Consider the following 24,536-nt stretch of genomic DNA (forward strand, 5'->3'; position numbering starts at 1 on the left):
CCGTCGGCGGCCGGGGTCCCGTGACGGCCCTCGGTCACACCGCCTGCTCCTCCCGCCACAGGCAGAACGGATGCCCGGAGGGATCGAGCAGAACCCGCACGTCGTCCTGCGGCTGGTGGTCGTGCGGCGTGGCTCCGAGGCCCACCGCGCGCTCGACCTCACCCGCCAGGTCGTCGACCTGGATGTCGAGGTGCAGCATCATCTGCTGGTCGCCGGGGGTGCGGGTGGGCCACACCGGCGGGACGTACTCCGGCTCGGTCTGGAAGGCGAGGCCGGTGCCGCCGTCGGGCGGGCCGATGAGGACCCAGTCGGGTTCCTCGGCGCGGACCTCGTACCCGAGGAGACGGGCGTAGAAGTCGGCCAGCTCATGCGCGTCCCGCGCGTCGAGCACCACGGTGGACAGTCTCGTAGGCGACATGCCCGCCCTCTACCCGCTCACCGCGTGTCTCACGGGCGCCGCTTCTTGCCGTCCAGCTCGTCCCACCACTCGTCCGACTTGGGATCGCCGGAGGGGTCGTCCCACCAGCGGTCGTCGGGGCCTCGCCGGTTCGCGACCATCGCGGCCACCGGCGGGATCAGCATCGCGACCACACACATCCCGACGGCCGCGGGCACCGACCAGATCCGCACGACTCCCCAGGCCAGGACGAAGAGCCCGATGCAGATGCCCATCATGACGAAGTACACGCGACGGCGACGTGCCAGCATTTCTCCAGGGTAGGCCCGCATCGATACCTACTCCACAGATGCGGGCCCACCGACGCCGACGGCCGGAGGCCGACGCAGCGCTCCGCAGCCTGCGAAGCAGTGCAAGGAGCGCATCAAAAAGAGGTCACGCGACGGCGACGTGCCAGCATTCCGCCAGGGTAGGCCCGCGCACGCCAAAGGGCCGCGCCCAGGGAACGGCGAAGGGCCGCACCCCGAACAGGTGCGGCCCCTCGGACGTCGGGCGCTGCCGTCAGACGGCGATCGCCACCTCCGCCAGGCCGCCCGTCTGGGCGACCACCGTGCGGTCGGCGGTGGCGCCGGGGACGAGGGCGCGGACGGTCCAGGTGCCCTCGGCCGCGTAGAAGCGGAACTGGCCCGTCGCGGACGTCGGGACCTCCGCGGTGAACTCGCCGGTCGAGTCCAGGAGCCGGACGTAACCCGTCACGGGCTCGCCGTTGCGCGTCACCTGGCCCTGGATGGTGGTCTCACCGGGCTTGATCGTCGAGGCGTCGGGGCCGCCGGCCTTCGCTCCACACATGTCTTGTTTTCCTTCAGGTCGCAGCGGTGGTGCGGTTGCTTACTTGTTGGCGCCGAGCTCGATCGGAACGCCGACCAGGGAGCCGTACTCGGTCCAGGAACCGTCGTAGTTCTTGACGTTCTCGACACCGAGCAGCTCGTGCAGCACGAACCAGGTCAGGGCCGAGCGCTCGCCGATACGGCAGTACGCGATGGTGTCCTTGGCGAGGTCGACCTGCTCGTCGGCGTAGAGCTCCTTGAGCTCGTCGTCCGACTTGAACGTGCCGTCGTCGTTGGCGTTCTTCGACCACGGGATGTTGCGCGCGGACGGGACGTGACCCGGACGCTGCGACTGCTCCTGCGGAAGGTGCGCCGGCGCGAGCAGCTTGCCGCTGAACTCGTCGGGCGAACGGACGTCGACCAGGTTCTGCGAACCGATCGCCGCCACGACGTCGTCGCGGAACGCGCGGATCGCCTTGTTCTGGGGCTTCGCCTTGTAGTCGGTGGCGGGACGCGAGGGGACCTCTTCCACCAGCTCGCGGGCGTCCAGCTCCCACTTCTTGCGGCCACCGTCGAGCAGCTTGACGTTGTCGTGGCCGTAGAGCTTGAAGTACCAGTACGCGTACGACGCGAACCAGTTGTTGTTGCCGCCGTAGAGGATCACCAGCGTGTCGTTGGCGATGCCCTTGCCGGACAGGAGCTTCTCGAAGCCCTCCTGGTCGACGAAGTCACGGCGTACCGGGTCCTGGAGGTCCTTGGTCCAGTCGATCCGGATCGCGTTCTTGATGTGGTTCTTCTCGTACGCCGACGTGTCCTCGTCGACCTCGACGATCGCCACGCTCGGGTTGTCGAGGTTGGCCTCGACCCAGTCGGCGTCGACCAGGACGTCACTGCGGCTCATGCTTTTCTCCTCCGGGGCAGTTACGGCGGTGCGGTGCGTGAGAGAGGGGTGCGCGCTCGCGCGAGTGCCCTGATCAAGGTCAAGGGCACGGGGGAAGACGGAAGGCTGCGCTTCCGCTCAGAACGTGCGACAGAGCATGGCGGCGACGCGGCACAGGTCAACTGCCCGCCGCTTCGTGAAGTCCGCCTGTCCCCGCGACCGGAGGACGCTCAAAGTGCACTGCATAGCGACGATCGTAGGGACGGATCGCCGCACATGTCACCGGTGTGTCGTATTTTGAGACACGATCGTCCGTGATGTGAGACGAGAAACCCGCTGGGCGCCCCACGGCAGGGAATCCGGACCCTCGCGGCCGTTGATCCCGTCGCCGCACGGACACCGCCGTCTCGCCCCTCGGACAGACACCGCCCGCACGGACGGCGCCCGGCGGGCCCGCCCGGACCGCGCCCGGACCGCGCACGGACCGCGCATGGAGCACGGATGGACCGCTCCCGGCACCCGTCCTACCCGGCCAGCTTGACGTTCGAACCCTTCACCTTGATGTCCACACCGCTCTTCGCCGCCCGCACACTGTCCAGCTGCACCCCGCCGGGCAGCTGATTCAGCGTCTGCTGGAAGTCGGTGATCGTGCGAACCCGCGAGTCCGCGAGGTCGACGACCAGCTTCGGCAGGTTGTCCGCGTGCACCTTCACCGTGTTGCCGACGACGGTGACCGTGCTGAGCACCGGATACGTCGTCGTCCCGATCCCGGTGACCGTCACCTTCATGTCGGCCTTGATCTTGCCGTCGCCGCCGTCCGAGAGGCCGACGATCTGGGCCGTGACGCCGGTGAAGACGCTCGTCGGGGCGGACTTGGCGGCCTTGAGCAGCTGGTCGTAGGAGATGCTCGCGGTGCCCGTCGCGCTGGCCGCCGTCGCGGTGCTGTAGCCGCTGGAGAACTTGACGCCCTTCATGTCGGCCTTGAGGTCGTCGATCCGGATCGACGTGGCGCCGCCGCTGCCCGCGGTGTTGCCGGTCGGCGCCTCGTACTGGCTGACGCCGAGTACTACGTCGTCCAGCTTCCCGGAGGCGACCTGGGTGAGGAAGGGGAAGCCCTTGATGGAGACGTCAGGGGTGCTGGCCAGGTTCTCGCTGGTCTTCACCTTGGACGCGGCCTCCTGCTCCGCGAAGTGGACCGCGACCCGGTCCACGACCACGAACAGGGCCCCGAGAATCACCACGACGATCAGAAGTATTCGTAGCCCACGCATGTACGGAGATCCCCACCTGGTGGTCGTCGACGAAAGCGGTACAACGACCTGGTGGCCGCCCAGCGCGAGAGTAGTCCTGTCCGGCACGGGTACCGCGAAATTGTCGATCACCTGTGACAGGTCTCTTAACTCCCGCTCACGGCACGGCACTTGGCCGTCGGGCCCGGGTGCCTGGCCTAGCCGAGCGCGCGCCCCAGCACGTACACCGCGGGGGCCGCAGCGGCCAGCGGGAGGGCCACACCGGCCGTGAAGTGGACGAAGCGGGACGGGTAGTCGTAGCTCGCCACGCGGTGGCCGATGAGGGCGCAGACCGCCGCGCCCGCGCCGAGCAGCGCGCCCTTCGCGCCCATGCCCGTCATGCCGCCCACGGCGATGCCCGCACCGGCGGCGGCGAGCAGCGAGACGACGACCGACGCCACCGTCGGCAGCGGCAGCGCGCGGGCCAGGATCGCCACCGCGACCGCCGCCGCGCCGACCGTCACCGCGTCCGGGTCGGCCGCCAGGTGCCCGGTCGCGACGATGGCCAGGGCCGCCGAGGCGACCGTCGCCATCAGACCGGTGATCCGGGTGTCCGGGTCGGCGTGCGAGCGCAGCTGCGTGACGAGGGAGAGCAGCACCCAGACCCCGAGCGTGCCGAGGATCGCGGCCGGGCCGTTCTCCCGCCCGGCGGCGAGCAGCGCCACGTCCGCGACGAGCGCCCCCGCGAAGGCGAGCGCGATGCCCTGCCGCGCGGGCCACATCCCGTTCAGCCGGAACCAGCCCGCCGCCGTCACCGCCTGGAGGATGACGAGCGGCACGACGAGGGCGTACGACCCGATCTGCGCGGTGACGGAGAGCAGGAGCGCCAGGACGGCGGTGAGGCCGGCGGGCTGCATGCCCGGCTCGATGATCGGCGAACGGCCTTCGAGCCTGGCCCGCTGGGCGTCGGTGACGCGGGCGTTGCCCCCGAGGGAGGGCGGGCCGTAGCCGTCTCCGGCCGAGGGGGCGGGTTGCTGCGCCTCGGGCACGTCGGGTCTGGGGGGCTGGGCCTGCGCGTAGGGGTCGTAACCCTGCGGTTCCGCCTGGTAGTTCTGCGGCGGGAAGTACGCCAGGTCGGACGCGGCGGGCCTCGTCTGCTGGACCTGGGTGTCCCAGGTCTGGCCCTGCCACTGCTGGGTGTACTGCTGGTCGGCCTGCGCGTCGTCGTACGCCTGCTGCTGATGCCCGGGCCAGGCCTGCGCCTGTGTCTGCTGGGGCTGCTGTTGCTGGGCGTAGGGGTCGTAGCCCTCGCCATAACCCTCGTACGGCTGGTTGCTCATCGCTTCGCTCATCCTCCTGCGAACGGCGGGAGCACCTCGACCGTGCCGCCCTCGGCCAGCCGTACCGTCTCATGTCCGCGGGTGCCCACGGGGTCACCGTCGATGAGGAACGAGCATCGCAGCAGTACGCGGGCGAGTTCCCCGGGGTGTCGCTCGCGGACGGCGGTGAGGGCGTCGGCGAGGGTGTCCGCGTCGTACGGCTCCTCGGCGGTGCCGGCCGCGGCCTTCGCGGCGGCCCAGTAGCGCACCGTGACCTTTGGCATGTGCTTCCTCGATAGATCGGTGTCGACGGATTCGGCGTCAACACCCGTCAGGCTAGCTCTCCTGTGAACCGCCCCAGCGACCGATGCGGGCCAGCAGGTCGTCGGTGGCCGCGTGTTCCGCGTGGCCCATGCCCGGCTCCAGCCAGAGTTCGGCGTGGTCGGCGGCGGCTTCGGCCAGCATCCGGGGGTGGTCGACGGGGAAGTAGCCGTCACGGTCGCCGTGCACGATCAGCAGCGGTGTGGGCGCTATGCGCGGGACCGCCTCGACCGGGGAGAGCGGGACCGGGTCCCAACCCCCGTTCTGTATACGGGTCTTGAGGCCGTAGCGGCCGACGAGCCGGCCCTCGGGGCGGGTCACCAGCCAGTGCAGCTTCCGCATGGGGGCGGTGCCTCTGTAGTACCAGCGGGCCGGCGCACTCACCGAAACCACCGCGTCCGTGTGCGCTTCCGTGCGCCCCTCGCGCCCCGAACCCCCGGAATCACCCGGTGAACTTTCAGAACGGCCCGATCCGTACAGCGCCGCGTGCCGCAGCACCACCGAACCGCCCATCGAGAAGCCCACGGTGACCACGCGCGCGTGCCCCTGTTCGCGCGCCCAGGCGACCGCCGCGGCCAGATCGAGGACCTCGCGGTCCCCCACCGTGGACCGTCCGCCGGAGGCTCCGTGGCCCCGGAACGAGAACGTGACCACCGCTCCGTACTGCGCCAACGCCTCGGCCACGCGCCGCACATGGGGCTTGTCCACGTCGCCCGTGAAACCGTGCGCCACGACGAACACGGGATCACCGGAAGGTGACCGGGAGGCGTCGTATACGACGGCCCCCGGTTCGTATACGGAATCGATCGTCACCCCGTCGTCGGTGTGCAGAAACGTCCGCAAACGTGTACGTCTGATCGTCTCAGAGTTCGGACGAACGGTGGATCGTGCCACATGACCTGCCGTACCAGCGCTCATGTGGGCTATTCTGCTGGACAGAGGACTCGGGCAGAGAAGCCCCCGGGTCCTTTTGTGCTTTCAGGAGCGTTGTATACGAAGCGGTACACCACGGGAAACCACAGGTGGACGCCGGTGATACAAGGCCCCCGGGACCGCAAACGCTGTGCCGCACGACACACGTCCTCGCAGGGACCGAGGAGGAACCAGACATATGAGTTCTCTGCTGCTCCTGACCAATGCCCTCCAGCCGTCGACGGAGGTGCTACCGGCCCTTGGCCTGCTGCTGCACAACGTGCGCGTGGCACCGGCGGAAGGCCCCGCCCTCGTCGACACCCCCGGTGCCGACGTCATCCTGATCGACGGCCGCCGTGACCTGCCCCAGGTGCGCAGCCTGTGCCAGCTGCTCCGGTCCACCGGCCCGGGGTGCCCGCTCATCCTGGTCGTCACCGAGGGCGGCCTCGCCGCCGTCACCGCCGACTGGGGCATCGACGACGTCCTGCTCGACACGGCGGGCCCCGCCGAGGTCGAGGCGCGGCTGCGCCTGGCCATGGGCCGCCAGCAGATCGTCAACGACGACTCCCCCATGGAGATCCGCAACGGCGACCTCTCCGTGGACGAGGCGACGTACTCCGCCAAGCTCAAGGGCCGGGTCCTCGACCTGACCTTCAAGGAGTTCGAGCTCCTCAAGTACCTCGCCCAGCACCCGGGCCGCGTCTTCACCCGCGCCCAGCTGCTTCAGGAGGTCTGGGGCTACGACTACTTCGGCGGCACCCGGACGGTCGACGTCCACGTACGGCGCCTGCGCGCCAAGCTCGGCCCCGAGCACGAGTCGCTGATCGGGACCGTCCGGAACGTGGGTTATCGATTCGTTACCCCCGAGAAGGGTGACCGGGGCGGCGAGGAGGCAAAGCTCAAGGCGAGCGCCGCTCTCGCCGGGGCAAAGCCGGAGGATGCGGACCAGACGGCCGACTCGACCGCCCTGGACGCGGCCGAGATCCCGGCCGAGGCGTAAGCCGTATCCGGGCAGGGCGTCGCTTATCGGTTCGCCTCCGCGCACGGATGGTGCGCGGAAGCACGGAGAAGCTTCGAAACGCCCTGCCCAGAGCCGGTCCATCCGCGTAGACTCCGCGCGTGGCCAAGGTGACTCGGGATGATGTGGCGCGGCTGGCGGGTACTTCGACCGCCGTTGTCAGCTATGTCATCAACAACGGACCCCGGCCGGTCGCACCGGCCACGCGCGAGCGTGTCCTCGCCGCGATCAAGGAACTGGGGTACCGGCCGGACCGGGTCGCCCAGGCCATGGCCTCGCGGCGCACGGACCTCATAGGCCTGATCGTGCCGGACGCGCGCCAGCCCTTCTTCGGGGAGATGGCGCACGCGGTGGAACAGGCCGCCTCCGAGCGCGGAAAAATGGTGCTGGTCGGCAACTCCGACTACGTGGGCGAGCGCGAGGTGCACTACCTCCGCGCGTTCCTCGGGATGCGCGTCTCGGGCCTGATCCTCGTCAGCCACGCGCTGAACGACAACGCGGCCGCCGAGATCGAGGCCTGGGACGCCCGGGTCGTCCTGCTGCACGAGCGCCCCGAGGCGATCGACGACGTGGCCGTCGTCACGGACGACCTCGGTGGCGCCCAGCTCGCCGTACGCCACCTCCTGGAGCACGGCTACGACTACGTCGCCTGTATGGGCGGTACGGCGGAGACGCCGTCCGTCGGCGACCCGGTCTCCGACCACGTCGAGGGCTGGCGGCGCGCGATGACCGAGGCCGGGCTGCCGACCGAGGGCCGCCTCTTCGAAGCCCCGTACAACCGCTACGACGCCTACCAGGTCGCCCTCGGCATCCTCTCCGGCCCCCGGCGCCCGCCCGCGATCTTCTGCTCCACCGACGACCAGGCGATCGGCCTGCTGCGGGCCGCGCGCGAGCTGCGCATCGACGTACCGCGCGAGCTGGGGGTCATCGGCTTCGACGACATCAAGGAAGCCGCCCTCGCGGACCCGAAGCTGACAACGATCGCATCGGACCGCCCGGCGATGGCCCGCGCGGCCGTCGACCTCGTCCTCGACGACGGACTGCGGGTCGCGGGGTCGCGGCGCGAGCGGCTGAAGGTGTTCCCGTCCCGGCTGGTGATACGGCAGTCCTGCGGCTGCGAGGGCTGAGCACGCCGACCCCGTCCATCCCGGAGGTCACCGGAGTCGCTGAGTTCGCCTGGAGCCCTGTGTTCACGGGGCTCCGGCGTCTTTATATCGGGCATACGAGGTTCTGTCGGGCTTCTCAGCGGGCACTCAGGTACCTCTCATGATCGCGCGACAGGCTCTGTGCCATGACCGAGAGCTTCCGCCGCAGCGGCGAGTACGAGACCCCCCAGGGCGACCAGCCGCAGGCGTACCCCCAGCAGCAGCACGCCTCTTCTCCCGTGAACCCGGAATGGCCGCCCCCGCCGGCCTACCAGCCGCAGCAGGCCCAGCAGGCCCAGCAGCCGGCGCAGCAGCCCGCGCAGCCCGTCCAGCAGACGCAGCAGCCGGCCGCGCCCGGGTGGCCGACGCACACCCCCGCACACTCGCCCGCCCCGCAGGCCGCCTTCGGCGCCGACGGCGGCGCGTACGGCGGCGGTGACGGAGCGGCCCTCGCCGCGGACGGCGGCGGTCACGACGGCGGCGACACGGCTCTCCTCACCCACGTCCAGGGCGACGCGCCCCGGCCGAAGAAGACCCGGCGCGGCCCGATCGCCCTGCTCGCGGCGGTGGCGATCGTCGCCGCGGCCGTCGGCGGCGGCACGGCCTACGCCTTCCAGGAGCTGACCGGCAAGGACACCGTCGCCACCTCCAGCACCACCACGGCCGTCGTGCCCTCCAGCAAGAAGGGCGACGTCGCCACCATCGCCGCGACCGTCAGCCCGAGCGTGGTCGAGGTCAACGCGACGCTCAGCAACGGCTCGTCGACCGGTTCCGGGGTCATCCTCACCAGCGACGGCCAGATCATCACCAACAACCACGTCATCTCCGGCGCCTCGTCCATCAAGGTCAAGACGAGCGACGGCAAGACCTACACCGCGAAGGTGGTCGGCACCGACAGCAAGAAGGACCTCGCGCTCCTCAAGCTGGAAGGCGCCTCCGGTCTGAAGGCCGCCACCCTCGGCAACTCCGCCGGCGTCCAGGTCGGTGACACGGTCGTCGCGATCGGCTCCCCCGAGGGCCTCACCGGCACGGTCACCAGCGGCATCATCTCCTCCCTCTCCCGTGACGTGACCGTCTCGACGGACGAGAACCAGGGGCAGAGCTCCGGCGGCGGAGGCCAGTGGCCGTTCCAGTTCGGCGGCCAGCAGTTCAACGGCGACACCGGTACGTCCACCACCACGTACAAGGCGCTCCAGACGGACGCGTCCCTCAACCCCGGCAACTCCGGCGGCGCCCTGATCGACGCGAGCGGCAACATCATCGGCATCAACTCCGCGATGTACTCGGCGAGTTCGAGCTCCTCGTCCTCGTCGTCCGACGCCGGCAGCGTCGGCCTCGGCTTCGCCATCCCGATCAACACCGTCAAGGCCGACCTCGCGTCGCTGCGGGCGGGCGGCTCCGACAACTAGGCACCGCGCCACACGAACCAAGGCAGGGAGTACGTCATGATCAAGCAGGTTTCGCACACGGTGACCGACACCGGAGCGGCCGGCCTCGGCCTGGCCCTCGGGGTGGCGTACGCACTGCACGCGCCGCGGGTGCGGGCGCCGGAGGTGGCGTCCGTCCCGGAGCTGATGGGCCTGCGCACCAGCGCGGCCCGCCCGCACCACCGCAAGGTCCCGCTCAACCGCCTCCAGACGATGCGCGGCTGACACCGGCCTCCGGCCGAGGCCCCCTGTTTCGCCCCACCCCTCCCTTCTCATCCCCTCTTCTCCTCTTTACGCACCGGGCGGGAAACATGCGAGGCTGATGGCGACCAGCCGTTCGTTGCCCCCGTCCCACCGCACCCGAGGAATCCAGCCCATGAGTCCCGCCGAAGGCGACCGTGACACCCAGCGCATCCTGATCGTCGACGACGAGCCGGCGGTACGCGAAGCACTCCAGCGCAGTCTGGCCTTCGAGGGGTACGACACCGAGGTGGCCGTCGACGGCGCGGACGCGCTGGAGAAGGCGACCGCGTACCAGCCCGACCTGGTCGTCCTCGACATCCAGATGCCGCGCATGGACGGGCTGACGGCGGCCCGCCGGATGCGCGGCGCGGGCACGACGACGCCGATCCTGATGCTCACCGCCCGCGACACCGTCGGCGACCGCGTCACCGGGCTCGACGCGGGCGCGGACGACTACCTGGTCAAGCCCTTCGAACTCGACGAACTCTTCGCACGGGTAAGGGCGTTGCTCCGCCGCAGCTCCTACGCGGCGGCTGCCGCGGCCGGTACGGGACCCGAGGACGACTCCCTCACCTTCGCCGACCTCCGCATGGACCTCGCGACCCGCGAGGTCACCCGGGACGGCCGCCAAGTCGAGCTGACCCGCACGGAGTTCACCCTCCTGGAGATGTTCCTCGCGCACCCGCGCCAGGTCCTCACCCGCGAGCAGATCCTCAAGGCCGTCTGGGGCTTCGACTTCGAGCCGTCCTCCAACTCCCTGGACGTGTACGTGATGTACCTCCGCCGCAAGACGGAGGCGGGGGGCGAGCCGCGGCTTGTGCACACGGTTCGTGGTGTGGGGTACGTGCTGCGACAGGGTGGGGCGGAGTGAGCAGGCTCGGACATCGGTTCCGCACGCTGCCGATCCGGTCGCGGCTGGCGATGCTGGTCGCCGCGGCGGTGGCGTTCGGGGTGGCGGCGGTCTCGGTGACCTGTTGGTTCATCGTGCAGGGGAAGCTGTACGACCAGGTCGACGGTGATCTGAGGAAGATGGCGCAGCCCCAACGCGCAGGCCAGGTACCCGAGTTCCTCAGCAGCTGCCCGCAGGCCCCCCAGACGGATACGAATCAGGACAACACCGCCGACTTCAACAGCTTCTCGTCCCAGACCAGCTATATCCAACTGGTCGAGTCGGACGGGAAGGCGTGCATCGCCCCGACCTCGGCGGGCGTCATCAAAGTCACCGCCGACGACACGGGCGTGATCAAGGACGAGAGCAATCTCGGGCAGATCTCGGACACCCTCAAGGGGGTGTACCGCAACGGCGTCGACTCCAAGGGCAACTCCGTGCGGGTGCTGACCACGCCGCTGCTGGTCAGCCCAGGCCCGGCCGGACCCACCCAGCTGTACCCCGGCACCGCGCTCCTCGTCGCCGTCCCCCTCAAGAGCACCCAGAACACGCTCAACGACCTCGCCCTGATCCTCCTCCTCGTCTCTGGTATCGGCGTGATCGGCGCGGGCGCGGCCGGGCTCGCCGTGGCCCGTGCCGGTCTCCGGCCCGTCGACAAGCTCACCGAGGCCGTCGAACACGTGGCCCGTACCGAGGACCTGGCCATCCGCATCCCCGTGGACGAGGACAGCGACGACGAGATCGCCCGGCTCTCCCGGTCCTTCAACTCGATGACGACCTCGCTCGCCACCTCCCGCGAACTGCAACAGCAGCTCATCGCGGACGCCGGCCACGAACTCCGCACCCCCCTCACCTCCCTCCGCACGAACGTCGAACTCCTCACCCGCAGCGAGGAGACGGGCCGCCCGATCCCGCCCGCCGACCGCAAGGCGCTGCTCGCCTCGGTGAAGGCCCAGATGACCGAACTGGCGTCCCTGATCGGCGACTTGCAGGAGCTGTCCCGCTCGGAGGGCCAGCGGGGCGAGCGCGTGCAGGTGGTCTCGCTCCAGGACACCGTCGAAGCGGCCCTGCGCCGAGCCCGCCTGCGCGGGCCGGAGTTGACTATCACGGCGGATGTCCAGCCCTGGTTCGTGCAGTCCGAGCCCTCCGCCATGGAGCGCGCGGTGGTCAACATCCTCGACAACGCGGTGAAGTTCAGCCCCGAGGGCGGCACCATCGAGGTCCGGCTCACGAACGGCGTCCTCACCGTCCGCGACCACGGCCCCGGCATCCCCGCCGACGAACTCCCGCACGTCTTCGACCGCTTCTGGCGTTCGCCGAGCGCCCGCGCGCTGCCCGGCTCGGGCCTGGGCCTGTCGATCGTCGCCCGCACGGTCCAACAGGCAGGCGGCGAGGTGACGCTGGCGCACGCCCCGGGCGGCGGCACGGTGGCGACCGTACGACTGCCGGGAACGCCCACGGCTCCGCCGCCCGAGACCTCCCAGTACCCGGACGACTCGGAGCTGTCGCACGGATGAGTATTGGTGCGGCCGGCAGGGACGGGCCCACCTCGTGTGGTCCGGCTTGATGGTGATGGGAGTCCCAAGTGCCGCCCCCGGCGCCGGTTTCCGCGAGCCGCCGCCGACGCCGACCCCCAAGCCATAGAGCACCGTCCTCAGTTCACCGACCTGAAGAACTCGGTGATGTCGTCGGCCAGCAGTTCGGGTTCCTCGTGGGCCGGGAAATGGCCGCCCCGGGGCATCGTCGTGTACCGGGTGAGGTGGTACCTGCGTTCCACGAAGCCGCGTGGGGCGGGGGCGCCGAGGTTGGCGGGGAACAGGGCCAGGGCGGTCGGTACCTCCACCCGGTCCAGCTTCGCCAGGAGGCCCTGGCCGGAGACGTAGTAGGGGATGAACGACGTCCCGATCGTGTTCGTGAACCAGTACAGCGACGCCTGGGTGAGCAGGAAGTCGTCCGTGAAGCGGGTGGAGAGGTCGCCGCCGCAGTCGCTCCAGGACCGGTACTTCTCCACCATCCAGCCGAGCAGTCCCGTCGGGGAGTCGCTCAGGCCCTGTGCCAGGGTGAGGGGGCGGGTGCGTTGCTGGTGGGCGTACGCGCCCTCCTCCTGGGACCAGGCGGCGATGGCGGTCAGGTACTCCCGCTCCTCGTCGGTCAGTCGGGCGTCGGAGGCGTCGGGGGGCGTGCTCAGGATGTCCAGCACGTGGATGCCGACCACGCTCTCGGGGTGGGCCCCGCCGAGGCGGGCCGTGATCCCCGAGCCCAGGTCGCCGCCGTGTGCGCCGTAGCGCTCGAAGCCCAGCTCGTCGTGCATCAGGCGGTGCCACAGTTCGTGGGTGGGCGGTGACTGGTCCAGGCTCGCGGGCGGGGACGAGAACGTGAAGCCCGGGAGGGACGGCACGATCACCGTGAACGCGTCCCGCGGATCACCGCCGTGGCGCGACGGCGCCGAGAGCCTTCGGGCCAGTTCCACCAGTTCGTAGAACGTGCTCGGCCAGCCGTTGGTCAGGACGAGGGGCAGGGCGCCCTCGTGTTCGGCGTCGAAGCGGAGGTAGTGGACGGTCGTGCCATCGATGTCGGCGAAGTGGGACGGCAGCGCGTTGATCGCGGTCTCGTGTGCGCGCCAGTCGTAGCCGTCGGCCCAGTACTCGGCCAGGCGCCTCAGCTCGTCGGCGTCGGTTCCCGCCCGCCACCCGGCCACGGGCCACGGTGTCGCCCATCTCGTCCGGCGCAGGCGGTCCCGCAGGTCGTCGAGGGCCGCTTCCGGGACCTCCAGCAAGGGGCCGCGGGGGGTGTCCGTCGTTGGGGTCGTCCAGGTTTTCGACACCATTCAAAGCTATAGCCGGTGTCGCGACTCGTCAACACCGCCTTAGCGGTACGGTGGTGTCGTGAGTGATGGCGTCAAAGATCTCGTGGTGGTCGAGCAGTTCCTCAACACGCTCGACGAAAGAGCCTTCAGCTGGCACGGGGAACGGCACACCGGCAACGACGAACTGACCTCCGTCCAAGCCCTGTCCGCATGGCTGGAGACCCATGACCTGGTCGGCGCGGGGCGGGAACTGCGGGCGTCCGACCTGGCCGCCGCCCGCGCACTCCGAGCCGGTCTGCGGGACGCGCTCACCGGCGACGACAGCGCCGGGACCGCGCGGGCCCTCGCCCCCTTTCCCCTGGTCCTGGCCCCGGACGCGGGCGGCGGCGGGCTGCGGCTCGTCGCCGACAGCGGTACGCCCGGGCTCGACGTCCTCGTGGAGACCGTCGCAGCGAGCGTCGCCGGCGGCGGCTGGCGCCGCCTCAAGCTGTGCGCCTCGGCGGACTGCCGCTGGGCGTTCTACGACACCTCGCGCAACGGCGGCGGGCGCTGGTGCTCGATGGAGGTGTGCGGGAACCGGAACAAGACCCGCGCCTACCGCCGCCGCCACGCGGACTGAACGACACCCCCTGCCCTCGGGCCCTCAGCCCACGCACACCTCCCTGCCAGCCCCACCACAGCCGCCCGTCACACCGTGTTGAGATGGCGCGGAAGATCCTGCTGGCCGATGACGACGCGGACGTACGGGAAGGGCTTGGGCGGCTGCTCAGGTTCGAGGGGTACGAGACCGTTCTCGCGGGGGACGGGCGTACCGCGCTCGATCTCCTCGGGCCGGTGGACGATGCCGCCGCCCCCGATCTCGTGCTGATGGACGTGACCATGCCCGAGCTGGACGGGCTGGCCGCCACCCGGCGGATCCGGGCCTCCGGGTCCACCGTGCCGATCCTCATGCTCACCGGGCGGGACGCGGTCGGGGACCGGATCGTCGCGCTCGACAACGGTGCCGACGACTACCTCAGCAAACCGTTCGCCGTCGAGGAACTGCTCGCCCGTGTACGGGCGTTGCTGCGGCGCAGCGTCCAACCCGCCGCCGGGGCCGAGACGTTGCCCGAGCTGGAACGGCTCGTCTTCGAGGATCTCGTCATGGATCTGCGGACGCGTGACGTCACCCGGGGCGGCCGGCCGCTCGATCTCACCCGGACCGAGTTCATGCTGCTGGAGTATCTGCTGCACCATCCGGGGACCGCTCTCACCCGGTCGCGCATCCACCGGCACGTGTGGGGCTTCGACTTCGAGCCCGCGTCCAACACCCTTGATGTGTACGTGATGTACCTGCGCCGGAAACTGGAGAGCCGCGGCGAACCGCGGCTCATCCACACCGTGCGGGGGCTCGGGTACAGCCTGCGCACCGCTCCGCCCGCCGACTGAACTACCGCTTCGGGAGCCGCAGGATCATCGTCTCGTCCGGTGCCCGCGGCGGGACCGCGCGCAGGGTCACCGTGTCGTCCGACCGCCGTCCCGCGAGGGCCAGTTCGGGGAGCGGGCCGGCAAGCCGGGCGTACGCGCCGCGCCGTGCCACCAGCTCCGCGTGCGTGCCGGACTCGACGAGGCGTCCGCCCTCGACCACCAGGATGCGGTCCGCGTCCGGGGCGAGGCTCAGATCGTGGGTGATCATGATGGTCGTACGGCCGGACATCAGGCGGCGCAGGGGCTGGATCACCTGGCGGGCGGCCACCGAGTCGAGGCCGGCCGTCGGTTCGTCCAGGACCAGGACCGGGGCCTCGCGGAGCATCGCCCGTGCGATCGCGATGCGTTGGAGCTGGCCGCCGGACAACGCCGCCGTGCCGGGGGCGAGTCGGGTGTCGTAGCCCTCGGGGAGTGCGGTGACGAAGTCGTGCGCCGCCGCCGCGCGTGCCGCCCGTTCGATGTCCTCGTCCGTCGCGCCGGGGCGGCCGCACTCGATGTTCTCGCGGACCGTGCCGTTGAGGATGAGGGTCTGCTGGGGGAGCAACGCGACGTTCTCCCGCAGGAATTCGAGCGGTACGTCGCGGAGGGGGACGCCGTCCAGGCAGATCACGCCCGTCGAGGGGTCGTAGAAGCGGGTGAGGAGTTTGGACAGGGTGGACTTGCCCGCGCCGCTCTCGCCCGTGATGATCACCAGCTCGCCCGGGTCCGCCCTGAAGGTGACGTCGGCGACCGAGTTCCGGGTCGCGCCCGGGTAGGCGAAGCTCACGCCGTGGAAGCTGACCCAGCCGTGGACGGGCCAGGCCGGGACGGGTTCGCGGGGGTCGCCGACGGACGGGGTGGCGTCCAGGATCTCGTTGACGCGGGCGGCGCCGGCCGTGGCGGCGGTGAGGGTGAGGCCGAGTTGGCCGAGGTTGCGGACCGGGGGGTAGAGGTAGCCGATGAAGGCGGCGAAGGCGAGGAGTGCGCCCAGGGTCATGCGGTCGGCGGAGATCTCCCAGACGCCGAGGCCGATGACGGCGAGAACGCAGAGGGTTTCCACCACCTCCACGAACTGCTCGTACATCTCGCTGAGGCGGGCGCCGCGCACCGACGCCTTCATCCATGCGCGGGCCTCCACGTCGAGGCGCTTCTCCTCGTCGCGGCGGCGGTTGTAGGCCTGGGTGAGGACGACGTTGCCGAGGGACTCCTCGACCACCGAGGTGATCGCGCCGTCCGCGACCCGCTCGTCCTGCGAGGCCTGCTTGATGCGGCCGGAGAAGCGGCGGGCGGCGAGGAGGAAGAGGGGGGCCAGGACGAAGGTGGCGAGGGCCAGGTCCCAGCGGAGGTACAGGGCGGCGCAGGCGTAGAACACGGCGGAGAAAGCTGCCGAGATGGTGCCCACGACCCCGGACACGACCATCTGCTCGATGGCCTCCACGTCTCCGGTGAGGCGTTCGACCAGGTCGCCCCGGCGGTGCTTCTGGAAGAAGTGGGGCGGGAGGTCCTGGACATGGCGGAAGACGTTCGCGCGCAGGCGCAGGACGAATCTCTCCGCGGTCCAGGTGGCGAGGGAGTTGCCGAAGTAGCCGACGAGCGCGCCCAGTGCGGCGACGCCGAGCCAGGCGGCGGCCGGGCCCCAGAAGTCGGACAGCGAACCGGCCTTCAGGGCGTTGTCGGTGAGGTCCGCGAAGAGCAGGATCGCGGCGGTCTCGGAGAGCGCCGACACCACGACACACGCGATGATCACCGCGAGCCACTTGCGGTCACCGCGGGTCAGCGGCCAGAAACGGCGGAAGGCCTCACGGGCTTCCCTCATGGTCAACAACTCCCTTCGGAGCAGGTCGGGTTCAGTGGCCGGCGGACGCGGTCCCACGGCCCGGACATGGCCGAGGCGGGGCCACCGGAGCGAGCACGCCCGCTCACCAGTGGCCCCGCCTCACGTGCCGCGGGATCAGCCCTTGTGGGCGACCGGCCGCTTCGGAGCGGGCTTCTTCGGCGCGGACTTCCTGGGCGCCGGGGCGGGCTTGCGGGTCTTCTTGACGGGGACGATCTTGTGGAAGCTCATGACGGGGTCCCTCCCGGTAAGTGCCGCGTGCCTGCGGCGAGTTGTGGAGTGCTGCGGGTCCTGCGGGTGTGGAGAGTGCTGCGAGTCCCGCGGGTGTGACGAGTGCTGCGGGTGCCGCGCGTCTTCTACGGCGGGAGCGACGGCTTACTTGTGACCGACCGGGCGGCGCTTCGGGGTCTGCTTCTTCGGCGCGGGCTTCTTCGGGGCCGGGGCGGGCTTGTGGGTCTTCTTGACCGGGGCGATCTTGTGGAAGCTCATGACGGGGTCCCTCCCGGTAAGTGCCGCGTGCGTGCGGCGAGTTGTGGAGTACTGCGGGTCCTGCGGGTGTGACGAGTGCTGCGAGTCCCGCGGGTGTGGAGAGTGCTGCGGGTGCTGCGCGTCTTCTACGGCCGGAGCGACGGCTTACTTGTGACCGACCGGGCGGCGCTTCGGGGTCTGCTTCTTCGGCGCGGGCTTCTTCGGGGCCGGGGCGGGCTTGTGGGTCTGCTTGACCGGGGCGATCTTGTGGAAGCTCATGGCTGTGTCCCTCTCTGGTGTGGCCGCTGCGGTGTCTGCCGCTGTTCTGCAACAGTTCCTCTACCGATCTGCTGCAACTGCCTTTGATTTACTTCTGAATTACACCTGTAAATTCTCTGTCAGCCCTTGTGGGCGACCGGGCGACGCTTCGGAGCGGGCTTCTTCGGCGCCGGCTTCTTGGGGGCCGGAGCGGGCTTGCGGGTCTGCTTGACGGGGTGGATCTTGTGGAAGCTCATGATTTATTTCCCTCCCTGGGAATTCTTATCTCTGGTTTATCGAGGCTGGTCGGGCTGGTTACTTGTGGCCGACCGGGCGGCGCTTGGGGGCGCCGACGGGCTTGCCGAGGGGCTTCTTGGCCGCCTTCTTGGGGGCCGGGGCGGGCTTCGCGGCCTTCTTCACCGGGGCGATCTTGTGGAAGCTCATCGGGCTCTCCTTCGTCTCTTACGTCTTCTCGCGGCTTTTCGCGCCTTCTTGTCGTTTGCGCTGTTCGCTTTCGACATGGAAAACACTACTGGACTCCTGACGCAGAAAAAGCCTTTTCCGCTGAGACCTTCCTGAGCAATCCCTGTGGAAGACTCTTATGGAATGCGCGGAACCGAACCCGCCCTTACACAGAATTTAGAACGGGAAAACAGCAGGGGCCCGGTGCCGACCTACCGGCACCGGGCCCCTGCGCGGGGGAGACCGCTGAAGAACCGCCGACCGCTACCGCACGATCGTGATCCGGTCCGCCGCCGGGGGCGCCAGCGGGGCCGAGGCCGACGAGTTCGCCGTCAGATAGTCCGCGAGCGCGGCCAGGTCGTCCGTACCGACCAGGTCACCGGTGCCCTGCCCCAGCGTGGTGAAGCCGTCACCGCCACCCGCGAGGAAGCTGTTCGTCGCGACGCGGTACGTGGCCGCCGGGTCGATCGCCGCACCGTCGAGGCGGATGGAGTCGGTGACCACCCGGTCCGAGCCCGTCTTCGTCAGGTCCAGCGTGTACGTCAGCCCGGACGACACCTGGAGCACCTTCGGCGCCGCCGCGTTCGCCCCGCTCACCTGCTCCTTGAGCGCCTGCACCACCTGGGCGCCGGTGAAGTCCTGGAGGTTCACCGTGTTGGCGAACGGCTGCACCGTGAACCCCTCGGCGTACGTGACCACACCGTCGCCCTCGGCCCCGGTGGCCTTGTACGTCAGCCCCGCCCGGACCCCGCCCGGGTTCATCAGCGCGAGGTCGGTCTCCGGGTCCAGCTTCTTGCCGTAGGCGAGCTGGGCGTCGGCGATGAGGTCGCCCATCGGGGACTCGGTGCCGGTGTTGTTGACGTCACCGGAGATGTAGCCGATCGGGCGGTTGCCGATGGGGGCCGCGAGGGTGTTCCACTTGGCGATCAGGCTGGTCAGGTCGGCGGCCTTGGGCACATCGCGGGTGACCACGTGGTTCGCGGACTTCACCGCCGTACGCGCGATGTCGCCCGTCCTGCGGTCGTAGGTCAGCGTGGTGTCCGTGTAGAGGCGGCCGAAGCTGGAGGCCGAAGTGACCATACGGGGCTTGCCACTCGGGTCGTCGATCGTGCAGACGTACGCGTTGTGGGTGTGGCCGGTGACGAGGGCGTCCACGGCCGGGGTGACGTTCTTCGCGATGTCGACGATCGGGCCGGAGATGCCGGAGCCGCCGCCGGACGCGTCGCAGTCGTAGTTGTAGGACGCGGAGGCCGGGAAGCCGCCCTCGTGGATCAGCGCGACGATCGACTGGACGCCCTGCTTCTGCAACTCCTTGGCGTACTTGTTGATCGTCTCGACCTCGTCCTTGAACTGGAGGCCCTTGACGCCGTCCGCCGAGACGATGCCCGGGGTGCCCTCCAGCGTGACGCCGATGAACCCGACCTTGACGTCCTTCTTCTTCCAGACCCAGTACGGCTTGAGGATCGGCTTCCTGGTCTTCTCGTCGAGGACGTTGGCCGCGAGGTAGGGGAAGTCGGCGCCCGTGAACTTCTTGTCCGTGTAGCAGCCGTCGGTGGGGTGGCAGCCGCCGTTCTGGAGGCGGGCCAACTCCCTGGCGCCCTCGTCGAATTCGTGGTTGCCGACCGAAGTGACGTCCAGGTCAAGCTTGTTGAGCGCCTCGATGGTGGGCTCGTCGTGGAACAGGCCCGAGATCAGCGGGGACGCGCCGACCATGTCACCGCCGGCCGCGGTGATCGAGTACGGGTTGCCCTTGCGGGCGTCGCGCAGATGCGTGGCGAGGTACTCGACACCGCCCGCGTCGATCGTCTTCGTCGTGCCGTCCGGCTGGAGTTCGGTGACCCGGCCGGAGGAACCGGACGGGGGCTCAAGGTTGCCGTGCAGGTCGTTGAAGGACAGCAGTTGTACGTCCTGGTAGCGGCTGGGCTTGGGGTGGTGGCCGTGGCCGCCCGAGTCGCCGTGGGCGTCGGCGGGCAGCGCGGAGGCCAGCGCGGCCGCCGTGGCGAGGCTCACGGCGGTGGCGAGCAGTGCGGCGGTACGGCGTCCGCGTGGACGGTGCGGCTGGGTCGTGGCTGGCATGAGCCCCCCTGTGTGTCGGCTGAGAGTCACCACTTTCCGGCGCAGCCTAGGGTCAACGCGCGTAGCGCGGCAGGGGGTTCTTGGTTACATCCTGGTTTCTTCTTTGCCGCCACTTTGCTGGCACCTCCGCTTACCCTGATGCCCATGACCAGCGACGACACCGCACGGCCCGCGCCCTCCTCCCGCTCCATCGAGACCTATTCCGCGCTCTCCCCGGACCAGGGCGCGGCCGTCCTCGCGCTGATCGCCGAGGCCGCCCGTGTCGACGGGCAGCAGGCGGTGTCCGAGCAGGGGCGGTTGCGGATCCGCGGGGGTGAGCGGGCCGGGGTCTCCCATCTGCTGCTGACCCTGGGCGACGAACTGGTGGGGTACGCGCAGCTGGAGGACACCGATCCGGTGGAGGCGCCGGCCGCGGAGCTCGTCGTGCATCCCTCGTACCGGGGACACGGGCACGGGCGGGCGCTGGGTGCCGCGCTGCTCTCGGCGTCCGGGAAGCGGCTCCGGGTGTGGGCGCACGGGGGGCACTCCGCCGCGCGTCATCTCGCGCAGGTCCTGGGGCTCACGATGTTCCGTGAACTCCGGCAGCTGCGGCGGCCGTTGACCGGGCTCGAACTGCCCGAGCCGGTGCTCTCCGAGGGCGTGACGGTACGGACCTTCGTGCCCGGGCAGGACGACGCGGCCTGGCTCGCCGTCAACGCGGCGGCCTTCGCCCACCATCCCGAGCAGGGCTCCCTCACCCAGCGCGACCTCGACGACCGTAAGTCCGAGTCCTGGTTCGACCCGGCGGGGTTCTTCCTCGCCGAACGGGGCGGCGAGCTGGTGGGCTTCCACTGGACCAAGGTCCACGCGGAGGAGGGGCTCGGTGAGGTGTACGTGGTGGGGGTGCTGCCCGGGGTGCAGGGGGGTGGGCTCGGCAAGGCGCTGACGACGATCGGGCTGCGTCACCTTGCCTTGCAGGGGCTTCCTACGGCGATGCTGTACGTCGACGCGGACAACAAGGCGGCGGTGTCCGTGTATGAGCGGCTGGGGTTCACGACGTACGAGACGGATCTGATGTACCGCTCGGAGTCGTGAGGCGGGGGTTGGTCCGGTGACCCCCTGGGGGCTCCGCCCCCAGACCCCCATCGGCCCTGAAGGGGCCTCGTCCTCAAACGCCGGACGGGCTGGGTGTTGCGGGCCTGGGCTGAAGGGTGGACGGGCCGGAGATTGCGGACCTTGGCCGGAGGACGGACCGGCCGGACATTGCAGGCTTCGGCCGGACGACGGACCGGCCGGACATTGCGGACCTCGGTCGGAGGGTGGACGGGCCGGATACTGCGGGTCTCATAAAGCGGCGCGCCCACCCCACCCACGCGGCGTTCGATCCCCCGCCGTTCTCAAGCCCCCGACAGGCCGGACCGGGCCGGCCTCCGCGTCGGGAGCAACCGCCTGCGGTGGATCGGTTCCGGGCCGCACGCGGACCATGCCAGTGCCGCGGCCGTGAGGATCATCGCCCAATGGTCGTGTCCCGGGGCCCAGTTCTTCGTGTCCGGGGTGGCGAACAGGCCCCAGTCGGCGGGGAGCAGCAGGGCGGCTGCCATGGACGCGGCCAGCAGGGCGACGGCCACTCGCGGGCCCGGTTCCGCCTCGTCCGTGAGGCGGACCGCCGCGGCCGACGCGGCGAGGGCGACGACCGCGGCGGCGACCGCCTCCAGGGTGATGTCACCGACCGGGGGCCGTACCTTCGCCGGGATCAGCAGCACGGCCGCCGTCCACCACAGCACCGCGAGCGGGGCGACCAGCGCGGTCCGCAGGGCGCCGCGCACCATGCGCCGGGTCGGTACCGCGACGGTGACCTGCCGGGCCGGGTCGTCGAGCAGGAACGTCAGACCCAGCGCGAAGGCGAGCGCGGCACCCCGCAGCAGCAGCAACGCCGTCCACGGGTTCGGGTCCGACGAGGCGACGCGAGGCAGCGCGGCCAGCACCAGCCCGGCAACGGCACCGGCCCCGAGCGCCCGCCAGGGCATCGCACGGACGACGGGCCGCACCAACTGCGCCAACTGCCCTGCCCCGCCCGCCGATCTCCGGCCCGACTCCCCCTCCCTCAGGCGCACTTGTCCGCCCCCGCCGGTGCCTTGACGCCCAGCAGTTCCGCCACCCGGGCCGTGGTGACCTTCGGGGCCGTCAGTTCTGCCCAGTGGGCCTTCACCTTCGGGGCGACCGATGTGCTGCCCGCGGTGAACAACTCCCTGACGACGGTGGTCTGTTCGGCGGTCATGGACATCGGGTCGGTCGGGGAGAGGACCAGGGCCGAGCCGGTGGTGCTGTCGTCCAGGCGGACCTTGCTCAGTTCGGCGAGGGGGTCGGACTGCCAGCCGAGGGCGAGCCACATGATGGTGACCATGCGGCCGTCGCACATCTGCTCGGCGGCCTTCTCGGTGCGCAGGACCAGGACGGAGGAGACGGCGGCGGCGAACTCGGGTACGCGCGGGCCGCCCCAGCCCGTACCGACCGTGACCTGGTACGGGACGGGGGACGCCTGGATCGCGCCGTCGCCGTCCATGCCGTAGCGGGCGTCGACGCGCTGGCGTACCAGCAGGTGTTCCCTGGACGCGGTGCCGCCGGCGAGGGACTGGACGTGGTCCGTCACGTTCGCCCAGGTCGTGGCGCGGGGCATCCACTCCGGGTAGGCGCAGTACGTCGCACGGCCGTGCCGTTCGCAGGACTGGACCTTCTCCGGGGTGACGGTGGCCACCTCACGGGCGGTGATCGTCGCCTTCGGCACCTTGCCCGCCTGGCCGACCGCACCCCAGGTGCCGAGGCCGATCGCCACCGCCAGCAGCGCCGCCACGGTCTTCGTACGGCCGCCGTTGACCAGGACGGCGGCGAGGCCCGCGGTCAGCGCCAGGCCCAGCAGGTACAGCGCGTGCCAGGCCGCCGGCCGGCCCAGGAGGTCGGACGGGAGGGACGTGCTGCTGGAGCCGCCGACCACCGGGACCAGCCAGCGCGTCGCGTCGCCGGTCGCCGCCGCCCCGAGGAACAGGCTGGAGAAGAGGGCCAGCACCAGGAACATCGCTGCCGCGTACGGTGAGCGCACCACGCGGGCCAGCAGCACGCCGATCGTGCCGGCCAGCAGGACCGTGAGCGGGCCGACGAGGAGTTCGTTGACGGAGCCGTGGCCGACGGAGCCGGGTTCGAGCACCGCCCAGGTGAACTGCGCCGCCACCAGCAGCGCGGTGAGCGCGGCGGCCGGTACGACGGACAGCGCGTGGGCGACCGTACGGCGCCAGGGTTCGAGGACCAGGACGCCGAAGTGCCGGTCGGTGTCCTGGCGCCGGGAGCGCAGGACGGCCTGGTTCGCGCAGAGCAGGACGGCCAGGGCGGGCAGCATCGGCCCGGTCTGGGTCGCGCGGTCGACGTCCTGGAGCGCCGGGAAGCCGTTGCCGGTGCCCGGCGTGCGCCACACGATCCAGGCGGCGTGGAGCACGAACATGGCCAGCACCGGTACGCACAGCAGGAGTTTGCGTGCCTCGAAGCGGGCCAGCTGCAACACCGCCGCCCAGGACTGCCGTTGGCCCTCGGTGCGTGCGGCGAGGGGTGCTTTGTCGAGTACCGCGCTCATGCCGACACCTCCGCGACCATGCCGTCGAGGGTGATCAAGTAGCCGTCCTCCAGGGTGGGTTGGACGAGGTCCGCGCCGGCGGGCGGGTCGCCCACGTTGCGGAAGACACCGAGGCCGGTGCGCCAGCCCGCCATCGCGCCGGGGTCGCGTTCCGCGCTGCTCCACACCCGGCCCGCGGCCCGTGCGGTGAGTTCGGCCGGGGTGCCGTCGAAGCGGATGACGCCGCCGGCCATGACGACGACGCGGTTGCAGAGCATCGCGACGTCCTCGGTCTGGTGGGTGGAGAGGAGGACCGTGCGGCCCTCGCCCGCCCTGGCGATCAACTCCCGGAACCGCATGCGCTGTTCGGGGTCGAGACCGACCGTCGGCTCGTCCAGGACCAGGAAGCCCGGGTCGCCGACGAGTGCCGCCGCGAGGGCCACCCGCTGCCGCATGCCGCCCGACAGTTTCTTGATGCGCTTGCCGCGCACGTCCGAAAGGTCGACCTCCGCGAGCACGCGCCGTACCTCCTGGTGGCGTCCGGCGCGGTCGGTCAGCTCCTTGAGGATCGCGACGTAGTCGACGAACTCGAAGGCGGTGAAGTCCGGGTGGAAGCCGGGCGTCTGCGGGAGGTAGCCGAGAGCGCGCCGCACCTCCTGGCGTCCGGCGGTCGTGCCCGGGTCGTGGCCGAGGACGGTGAAGCTGCCCGAGTCGGCGGGCGTGGCGGTGGCCAGCACCCTCAACAGGGTGGTCTTTCCAGCCCCGTTGGGGCCGAGCAGGCCGGTGACGCCTTCGCCGAGGCGCAGCGATACGCCGTCGAGGGCCTGCGTCGAGCCGTAGCGCAGGCTGAGCCCGGCCGCGGAGACGGTGGTGGTCATGTACGGCACTCCAGTCAGAGGTTCACAGAGGTCGGAGTTCAGAGGTGGTGCGTTCGCGCGGGCAGGCCGAAGTGCCCTGTCGCGCAGGGGTGGTTGGAGAGGGCGGGGCGCATGTCGTGCC

At 70.5% G+C, this 24,536-nt stretch carries 24 protein-coding genes; 9 read left to right on the forward strand and 15 right to left on the reverse strand.

All coding sequences use genetic code 11. From position 1 onward, the window contains the following. Positions 1–34: 34 nt before the first annotated feature. From ACIRB1_RS14605 to ACIRB1_RS14640, 8 genes are all read right to left on the reverse strand, one after another. Positions 35–418, reverse strand: a complete 384-nt coding sequence (locus ACIRB1_RS14605) for a VOC family protein (protein ID WP_403465745.1) — start codon at positions 416–418, stop codon at positions 35–37. Positions 419–447: 29 nt separating this feature from the next. Then, entirely contained in the window at positions 448–708 is a 261-nt protein-coding gene (locus ACIRB1_RS14610; protein ID WP_366323801.1) for a DUF3099 domain-containing protein, read from the reverse strand. A gap of 250 nt (positions 709–958) precedes the next feature. Beyond that, a complete protein-coding gene (locus tag ACIRB1_RS14615) occupies positions 959–1,246 on the reverse strand; it encodes a DUF1416 domain-containing protein (RefSeq protein ID WP_019064558.1) in 288 nt (95 codons plus the stop codon). A gap of 39 nt (positions 1,247–1,285) precedes the next feature. Beyond that, a complete protein-coding gene (locus ACIRB1_RS14620; RefSeq protein ID WP_403465746.1) occupies positions 1,286–2,125 on the reverse strand; it encodes a sulfurtransferase in 840 nt (279 codons plus the stop codon). A gap of 503 nt (positions 2,126–2,628) precedes the next feature. Further along, positions 2,629–3,375: a DUF2993 domain-containing protein gene (locus tag ACIRB1_RS14625; protein WP_403465747.1), complete on the reverse strand. Its 747-nt coding sequence runs from the start codon at positions 3,373–3,375 to the stop codon at positions 2,629–2,631. 176 nt (positions 3,376–3,551) lie between these two features. After that, entirely contained in the window at positions 3,552–4,673 is a 1,122-nt protein-coding gene (locus ACIRB1_RS14630) for a hypothetical protein (RefSeq protein ID WP_403465748.1), read from the reverse strand. 8 nt (positions 4,674–4,681) lie between these two features. Further along, the gene (locus ACIRB1_RS14635; protein WP_352183104.1) at positions 4,682–4,936 is read right to left on the reverse strand and encodes a MoaD/ThiS family protein; all 255 of its coding nucleotides are present in this window, start codon (positions 4,934–4,936) and stop codon (positions 4,682–4,684) included. A gap of 52 nt (positions 4,937–4,988) precedes the next feature. Further along, entirely contained in the window at positions 4,989–5,891 is a 903-nt protein-coding gene (locus ACIRB1_RS14640) for an alpha/beta hydrolase (RefSeq protein WP_403465749.1), read from the reverse strand. Positions 5,892–6,084: 193 nt separating this feature from the next. Between ACIRB1_RS14640 and ACIRB1_RS14645 the strand changes: the two genes are divergently transcribed. The 6 genes from ACIRB1_RS14645 to ACIRB1_RS14670 all read left to right on the forward strand — a co-directional run bounded on the left by ACIRB1_RS14645 (position 6,085) and on the right by ACIRB1_RS14670 (position 12,124). Next, positions 6,085–6,885: a response regulator transcription factor gene (locus ACIRB1_RS14645; RefSeq protein WP_328830149.1), complete on the forward strand. Its 801-nt coding sequence runs from the start codon at positions 6,085–6,087 to the stop codon at positions 6,883–6,885. 119 nt (positions 6,886–7,004) lie between these two features. Beyond that, on the forward strand, positions 7,005–8,030 hold the full coding sequence (locus ACIRB1_RS14650; RefSeq protein WP_078652459.1) for a LacI family DNA-binding transcriptional regulator: 1,026 nt from the start codon (positions 7,005–7,007) through the stop codon (positions 8,028–8,030). A gap of 164 nt (positions 8,031–8,194) precedes the next feature. Next, complete coding sequence (locus ACIRB1_RS14655) at positions 8,195–9,457, forward strand: S1C family serine protease (protein ID WP_403465750.1); 1,263 nt, start codon at positions 8,195–8,197, stop codon at positions 9,455–9,457. Between the two features lie 36 nt (positions 9,458–9,493). After that, a complete protein-coding gene (locus tag ACIRB1_RS14660) occupies positions 9,494–9,700 on the forward strand; it encodes a hypothetical protein (protein ID WP_352183101.1) in 207 nt (68 codons plus the stop codon). A gap of 151 nt (positions 9,701–9,851) precedes the next feature. After that, positions 9,852–10,589: a response regulator transcription factor gene (locus ACIRB1_RS14665; protein ID WP_352183100.1), complete on the forward strand. Its 738-nt coding sequence runs from the start codon at positions 9,852–9,854 to the stop codon at positions 10,587–10,589. Positions 10,590–10,639: 50 nt separating this feature from the next. Then, positions 10,640–12,124: a HAMP domain-containing sensor histidine kinase gene (locus ACIRB1_RS14670; RefSeq protein ID WP_352183331.1), complete on the forward strand. Its 1,485-nt coding sequence runs from the start codon at positions 10,640–10,642 to the stop codon at positions 12,122–12,124. 137 nt (positions 12,125–12,261) lie between these two features. Here ACIRB1_RS14670 and ACIRB1_RS14675 read toward each other — a convergent pair whose 3' ends face one another. Beyond that, entirely contained in the window at positions 12,262–13,434 is a 1,173-nt protein-coding gene (locus ACIRB1_RS14675) for an epoxide hydrolase family protein (RefSeq protein WP_403465751.1), read from the reverse strand. A gap of 58 nt (positions 13,435–13,492) precedes the next feature. On the opposite strand from ACIRB1_RS14675, the gene ACIRB1_RS14680 reads away from it, so the two are divergent. Both ACIRB1_RS14680 and ACIRB1_RS14685 read left to right on the forward strand, forming a co-directional pair. Beyond that, the gene (locus ACIRB1_RS14680) at positions 13,493–14,032 is read left to right on the forward strand and encodes a CGNR zinc finger domain-containing protein (RefSeq protein WP_403465752.1); all 540 of its coding nucleotides are present in this window, start codon (positions 13,493–13,495) and stop codon (positions 14,030–14,032) included. 83 nt (positions 14,033–14,115) lie between these two features. After that, positions 14,116–14,841, forward strand: coding sequence for a response regulator transcription factor (locus ACIRB1_RS14685; RefSeq protein WP_352183096.1), 726 nt, complete (start codon positions 14,116–14,118; stop codon positions 14,839–14,841). A gap of 1 nt (position 14,842) precedes the next feature. Here the strand turns inward: ACIRB1_RS14685 and ACIRB1_RS14690 are convergent, their stop codons facing one another. From ACIRB1_RS14690 to ACIRB1_RS14700, 3 genes are all read right to left on the reverse strand, one after another. After that, positions 14,843–16,675 (reverse strand): ABC transporter ATP-binding protein, encoded by a 1,833-nt coding sequence (locus ACIRB1_RS14690; RefSeq protein ID WP_403465753.1) that lies wholly within the window; start codon positions 16,673–16,675, stop codon positions 14,843–14,845. A gap of 1,059 nt (positions 16,676–17,734) precedes the next feature. Further along, on the reverse strand, positions 17,735–17,863 hold the full coding sequence (locus tag ACIRB1_RS14695) for a hypothetical protein (RefSeq protein ID WP_403465754.1): 129 nt from the start codon (positions 17,861–17,863) through the stop codon (positions 17,735–17,737). A 282-nt stretch (positions 17,864–18,145) separates the two neighbouring features. After that, positions 18,146–19,957 (reverse strand): bifunctional metallophosphatase/5'-nucleotidase, encoded by a 1,812-nt coding sequence (locus ACIRB1_RS14700; RefSeq protein ID WP_403465755.1) that lies wholly within the window; start codon positions 19,955–19,957, stop codon positions 18,146–18,148. A 144-nt stretch (positions 19,958–20,101) separates the two neighbouring features. Here ACIRB1_RS14700 and mshD point away from each other — a divergent pair, with 144 nt between their 5' ends. Then, on the forward strand, positions 20,102–21,031 hold the full coding sequence (gene mshD / locus ACIRB1_RS14705) for a mycothiol synthase (RefSeq protein ID WP_352183092.1): 930 nt from the start codon (positions 20,102–20,104) through the stop codon (positions 21,029–21,031). A gap of 302 nt (positions 21,032–21,333) precedes the next feature. On the opposite strand, the gene ACIRB1_RS14710 is transcribed toward mshD, so the two are convergent. Genes ACIRB1_RS14710 through ACIRB1_RS14720 form a run of 3 tightly spaced genes read right to left on the reverse strand, consistent with a single transcriptional unit; the run spans position 21,334 to position 24,415 of the window. Continuing rightward, positions 21,334–22,050 carry an ABC transporter gene (locus ACIRB1_RS14710; protein WP_403465756.1) on the reverse strand — a complete coding sequence of 239 codons (717 nt, stop codon included), beginning with the start codon at positions 22,048–22,050 and terminating at the stop codon, positions 21,334–21,336. Further along, the gene (locus tag ACIRB1_RS14715) at positions 22,041–23,558 is read right to left on the reverse strand and encodes an ABC transporter permease (RefSeq protein ID WP_403465757.1); all 1,518 of its coding nucleotides are present in this window, start codon (positions 23,556–23,558) and stop codon (positions 22,041–22,043) included. The genes ACIRB1_RS14710 and ACIRB1_RS14715 overlap by 10 nt, the downstream gene beginning before the upstream one ends. After that, complete coding sequence (locus tag ACIRB1_RS14720) at positions 23,555–24,415, reverse strand: ABC transporter ATP-binding protein (protein WP_403465758.1); 861 nt, start codon at positions 24,413–24,415, stop codon at positions 23,555–23,557. Before ACIRB1_RS14720 ends, ACIRB1_RS14715 begins: the two co-directional genes overlap by 4 nt. Positions 24,416–24,536 lie beyond the last annotated feature (121 nt).

The organism is Streptomyces sp. NPDC096013 (genome assembly GCF_044763565.1).
Lineage (GTDB): Bacteria > Actinomycetota > Actinomycetes > Streptomycetales > Streptomycetaceae > Streptomyces.

Excerpts from the sequence above, each read along its gene's own strand:
- ACIRB1_RS14605 (WP_403465745.1), bottom strand. The coding sequence starts at position 418 with ATGTCGCCTACGAGACTGTCCACCGTGGTGCTCGACGCGCGGGACGCG.
- ACIRB1_RS14610 (WP_366323801.1), bottom strand. The coding sequence starts at position 708 with ATGCTGGCACGTCGCCGTCGCGTGTACTTCGTCATGATGGGCATCTGC.
- ACIRB1_RS14615 (WP_019064558.1), bottom strand. The coding sequence starts at position 1,246 with ATGTGTGGAGCGAAGGCCGGCGGCCCCGACGCCTCGACGATCAAGCCC.
- ACIRB1_RS14620 (WP_403465746.1), bottom strand. The coding sequence starts at position 2,125 with ATGAGCCGCAGTGACGTCCTGGTCGACGCCGACTGGGTCGAGGCCAAC.
- ACIRB1_RS14625 (WP_403465747.1), bottom strand. The coding sequence starts at position 3,375 with ATGCGTGGGCTACGAATACTTCTGATCGTCGTGGTGATTCTCGGGGCC.
- ACIRB1_RS14630 (WP_403465748.1), bottom strand. The coding sequence starts at position 4,673 with ATGAGCAACCAGCCGTACGAGGGTTATGGCGAGGGCTACGACCCCTAC.
- ACIRB1_RS14635 (WP_352183104.1), bottom strand. The coding sequence starts at position 4,936 with ATGCCAAAGGTCACGGTGCGCTACTGGGCCGCCGCGAAGGCCGCGGCC.
- ACIRB1_RS14640 (WP_403465749.1), bottom strand. The coding sequence starts at position 5,891 with ATGAGCGCTGGTACGGCAGGTCATGTGGCACGATCCACCGTTCGTCCG.
- ACIRB1_RS14645 (WP_328830149.1), top strand. The coding sequence starts at position 6,085 with ATGAGTTCTCTGCTGCTCCTGACCAATGCCCTCCAGCCGTCGACGGAG.
- ACIRB1_RS14655 (WP_403465750.1), top strand. The coding sequence starts at position 8,195 with ATGACCGAGAGCTTCCGCCGCAGCGGCGAGTACGAGACCCCCCAGGGC.
- ACIRB1_RS14660 (WP_352183101.1), top strand. The coding sequence starts at position 9,494 with ATGATCAAGCAGGTTTCGCACACGGTGACCGACACCGGAGCGGCCGGC.
- ACIRB1_RS14665 (WP_352183100.1), top strand. The coding sequence starts at position 9,852 with ATGAGTCCCGCCGAAGGCGACCGTGACACCCAGCGCATCCTGATCGTC.
- ACIRB1_RS14670 (WP_352183331.1), top strand. The coding sequence starts at position 10,640 with ATGCTGGTCGCCGCGGCGGTGGCGTTCGGGGTGGCGGCGGTCTCGGTG.
- ACIRB1_RS14675 (WP_403465751.1), bottom strand. The coding sequence starts at position 13,434 with ATGGTGTCGAAAACCTGGACGACCCCAACGACGGACACCCCCCGCGGC.
- ACIRB1_RS14685 (WP_352183096.1), top strand. The coding sequence starts at position 14,116 with ATGGCGCGGAAGATCCTGCTGGCCGATGACGACGCGGACGTACGGGAA.
- ACIRB1_RS14690 (WP_403465753.1), bottom strand. The coding sequence starts at position 16,675 with ATGAGGGAAGCCCGTGAGGCCTTCCGCCGTTTCTGGCCGCTGACCCGC.
- ACIRB1_RS14695 (WP_403465754.1), bottom strand. The coding sequence starts at position 17,863 with ATGAGCTTCCACAAGATCGCCCCGGTGAAGAAGGCCGCGAAGCCCGCC.
- ACIRB1_RS14700 (WP_403465755.1), bottom strand. The coding sequence starts at position 19,957 with ATGCCAGCCACGACCCAGCCGCACCGTCCACGCGGACGCCGTACCGCC.
- mshD (WP_352183092.1), top strand. The coding sequence starts at position 20,102 with ATGACCAGCGACGACACCGCACGGCCCGCGCCCTCCTCCCGCTCCATC.
- ACIRB1_RS14715 (WP_403465757.1), bottom strand. The coding sequence starts at position 23,558 with ATGAGCGCGGTACTCGACAAAGCACCCCTCGCCGCACGCACCGAGGGC.
- ACIRB1_RS14720 (WP_403465758.1), bottom strand. The coding sequence starts at position 24,415 with ATGACCACCACCGTCTCCGCGGCCGGGCTCAGCCTGCGCTACGGCTCG.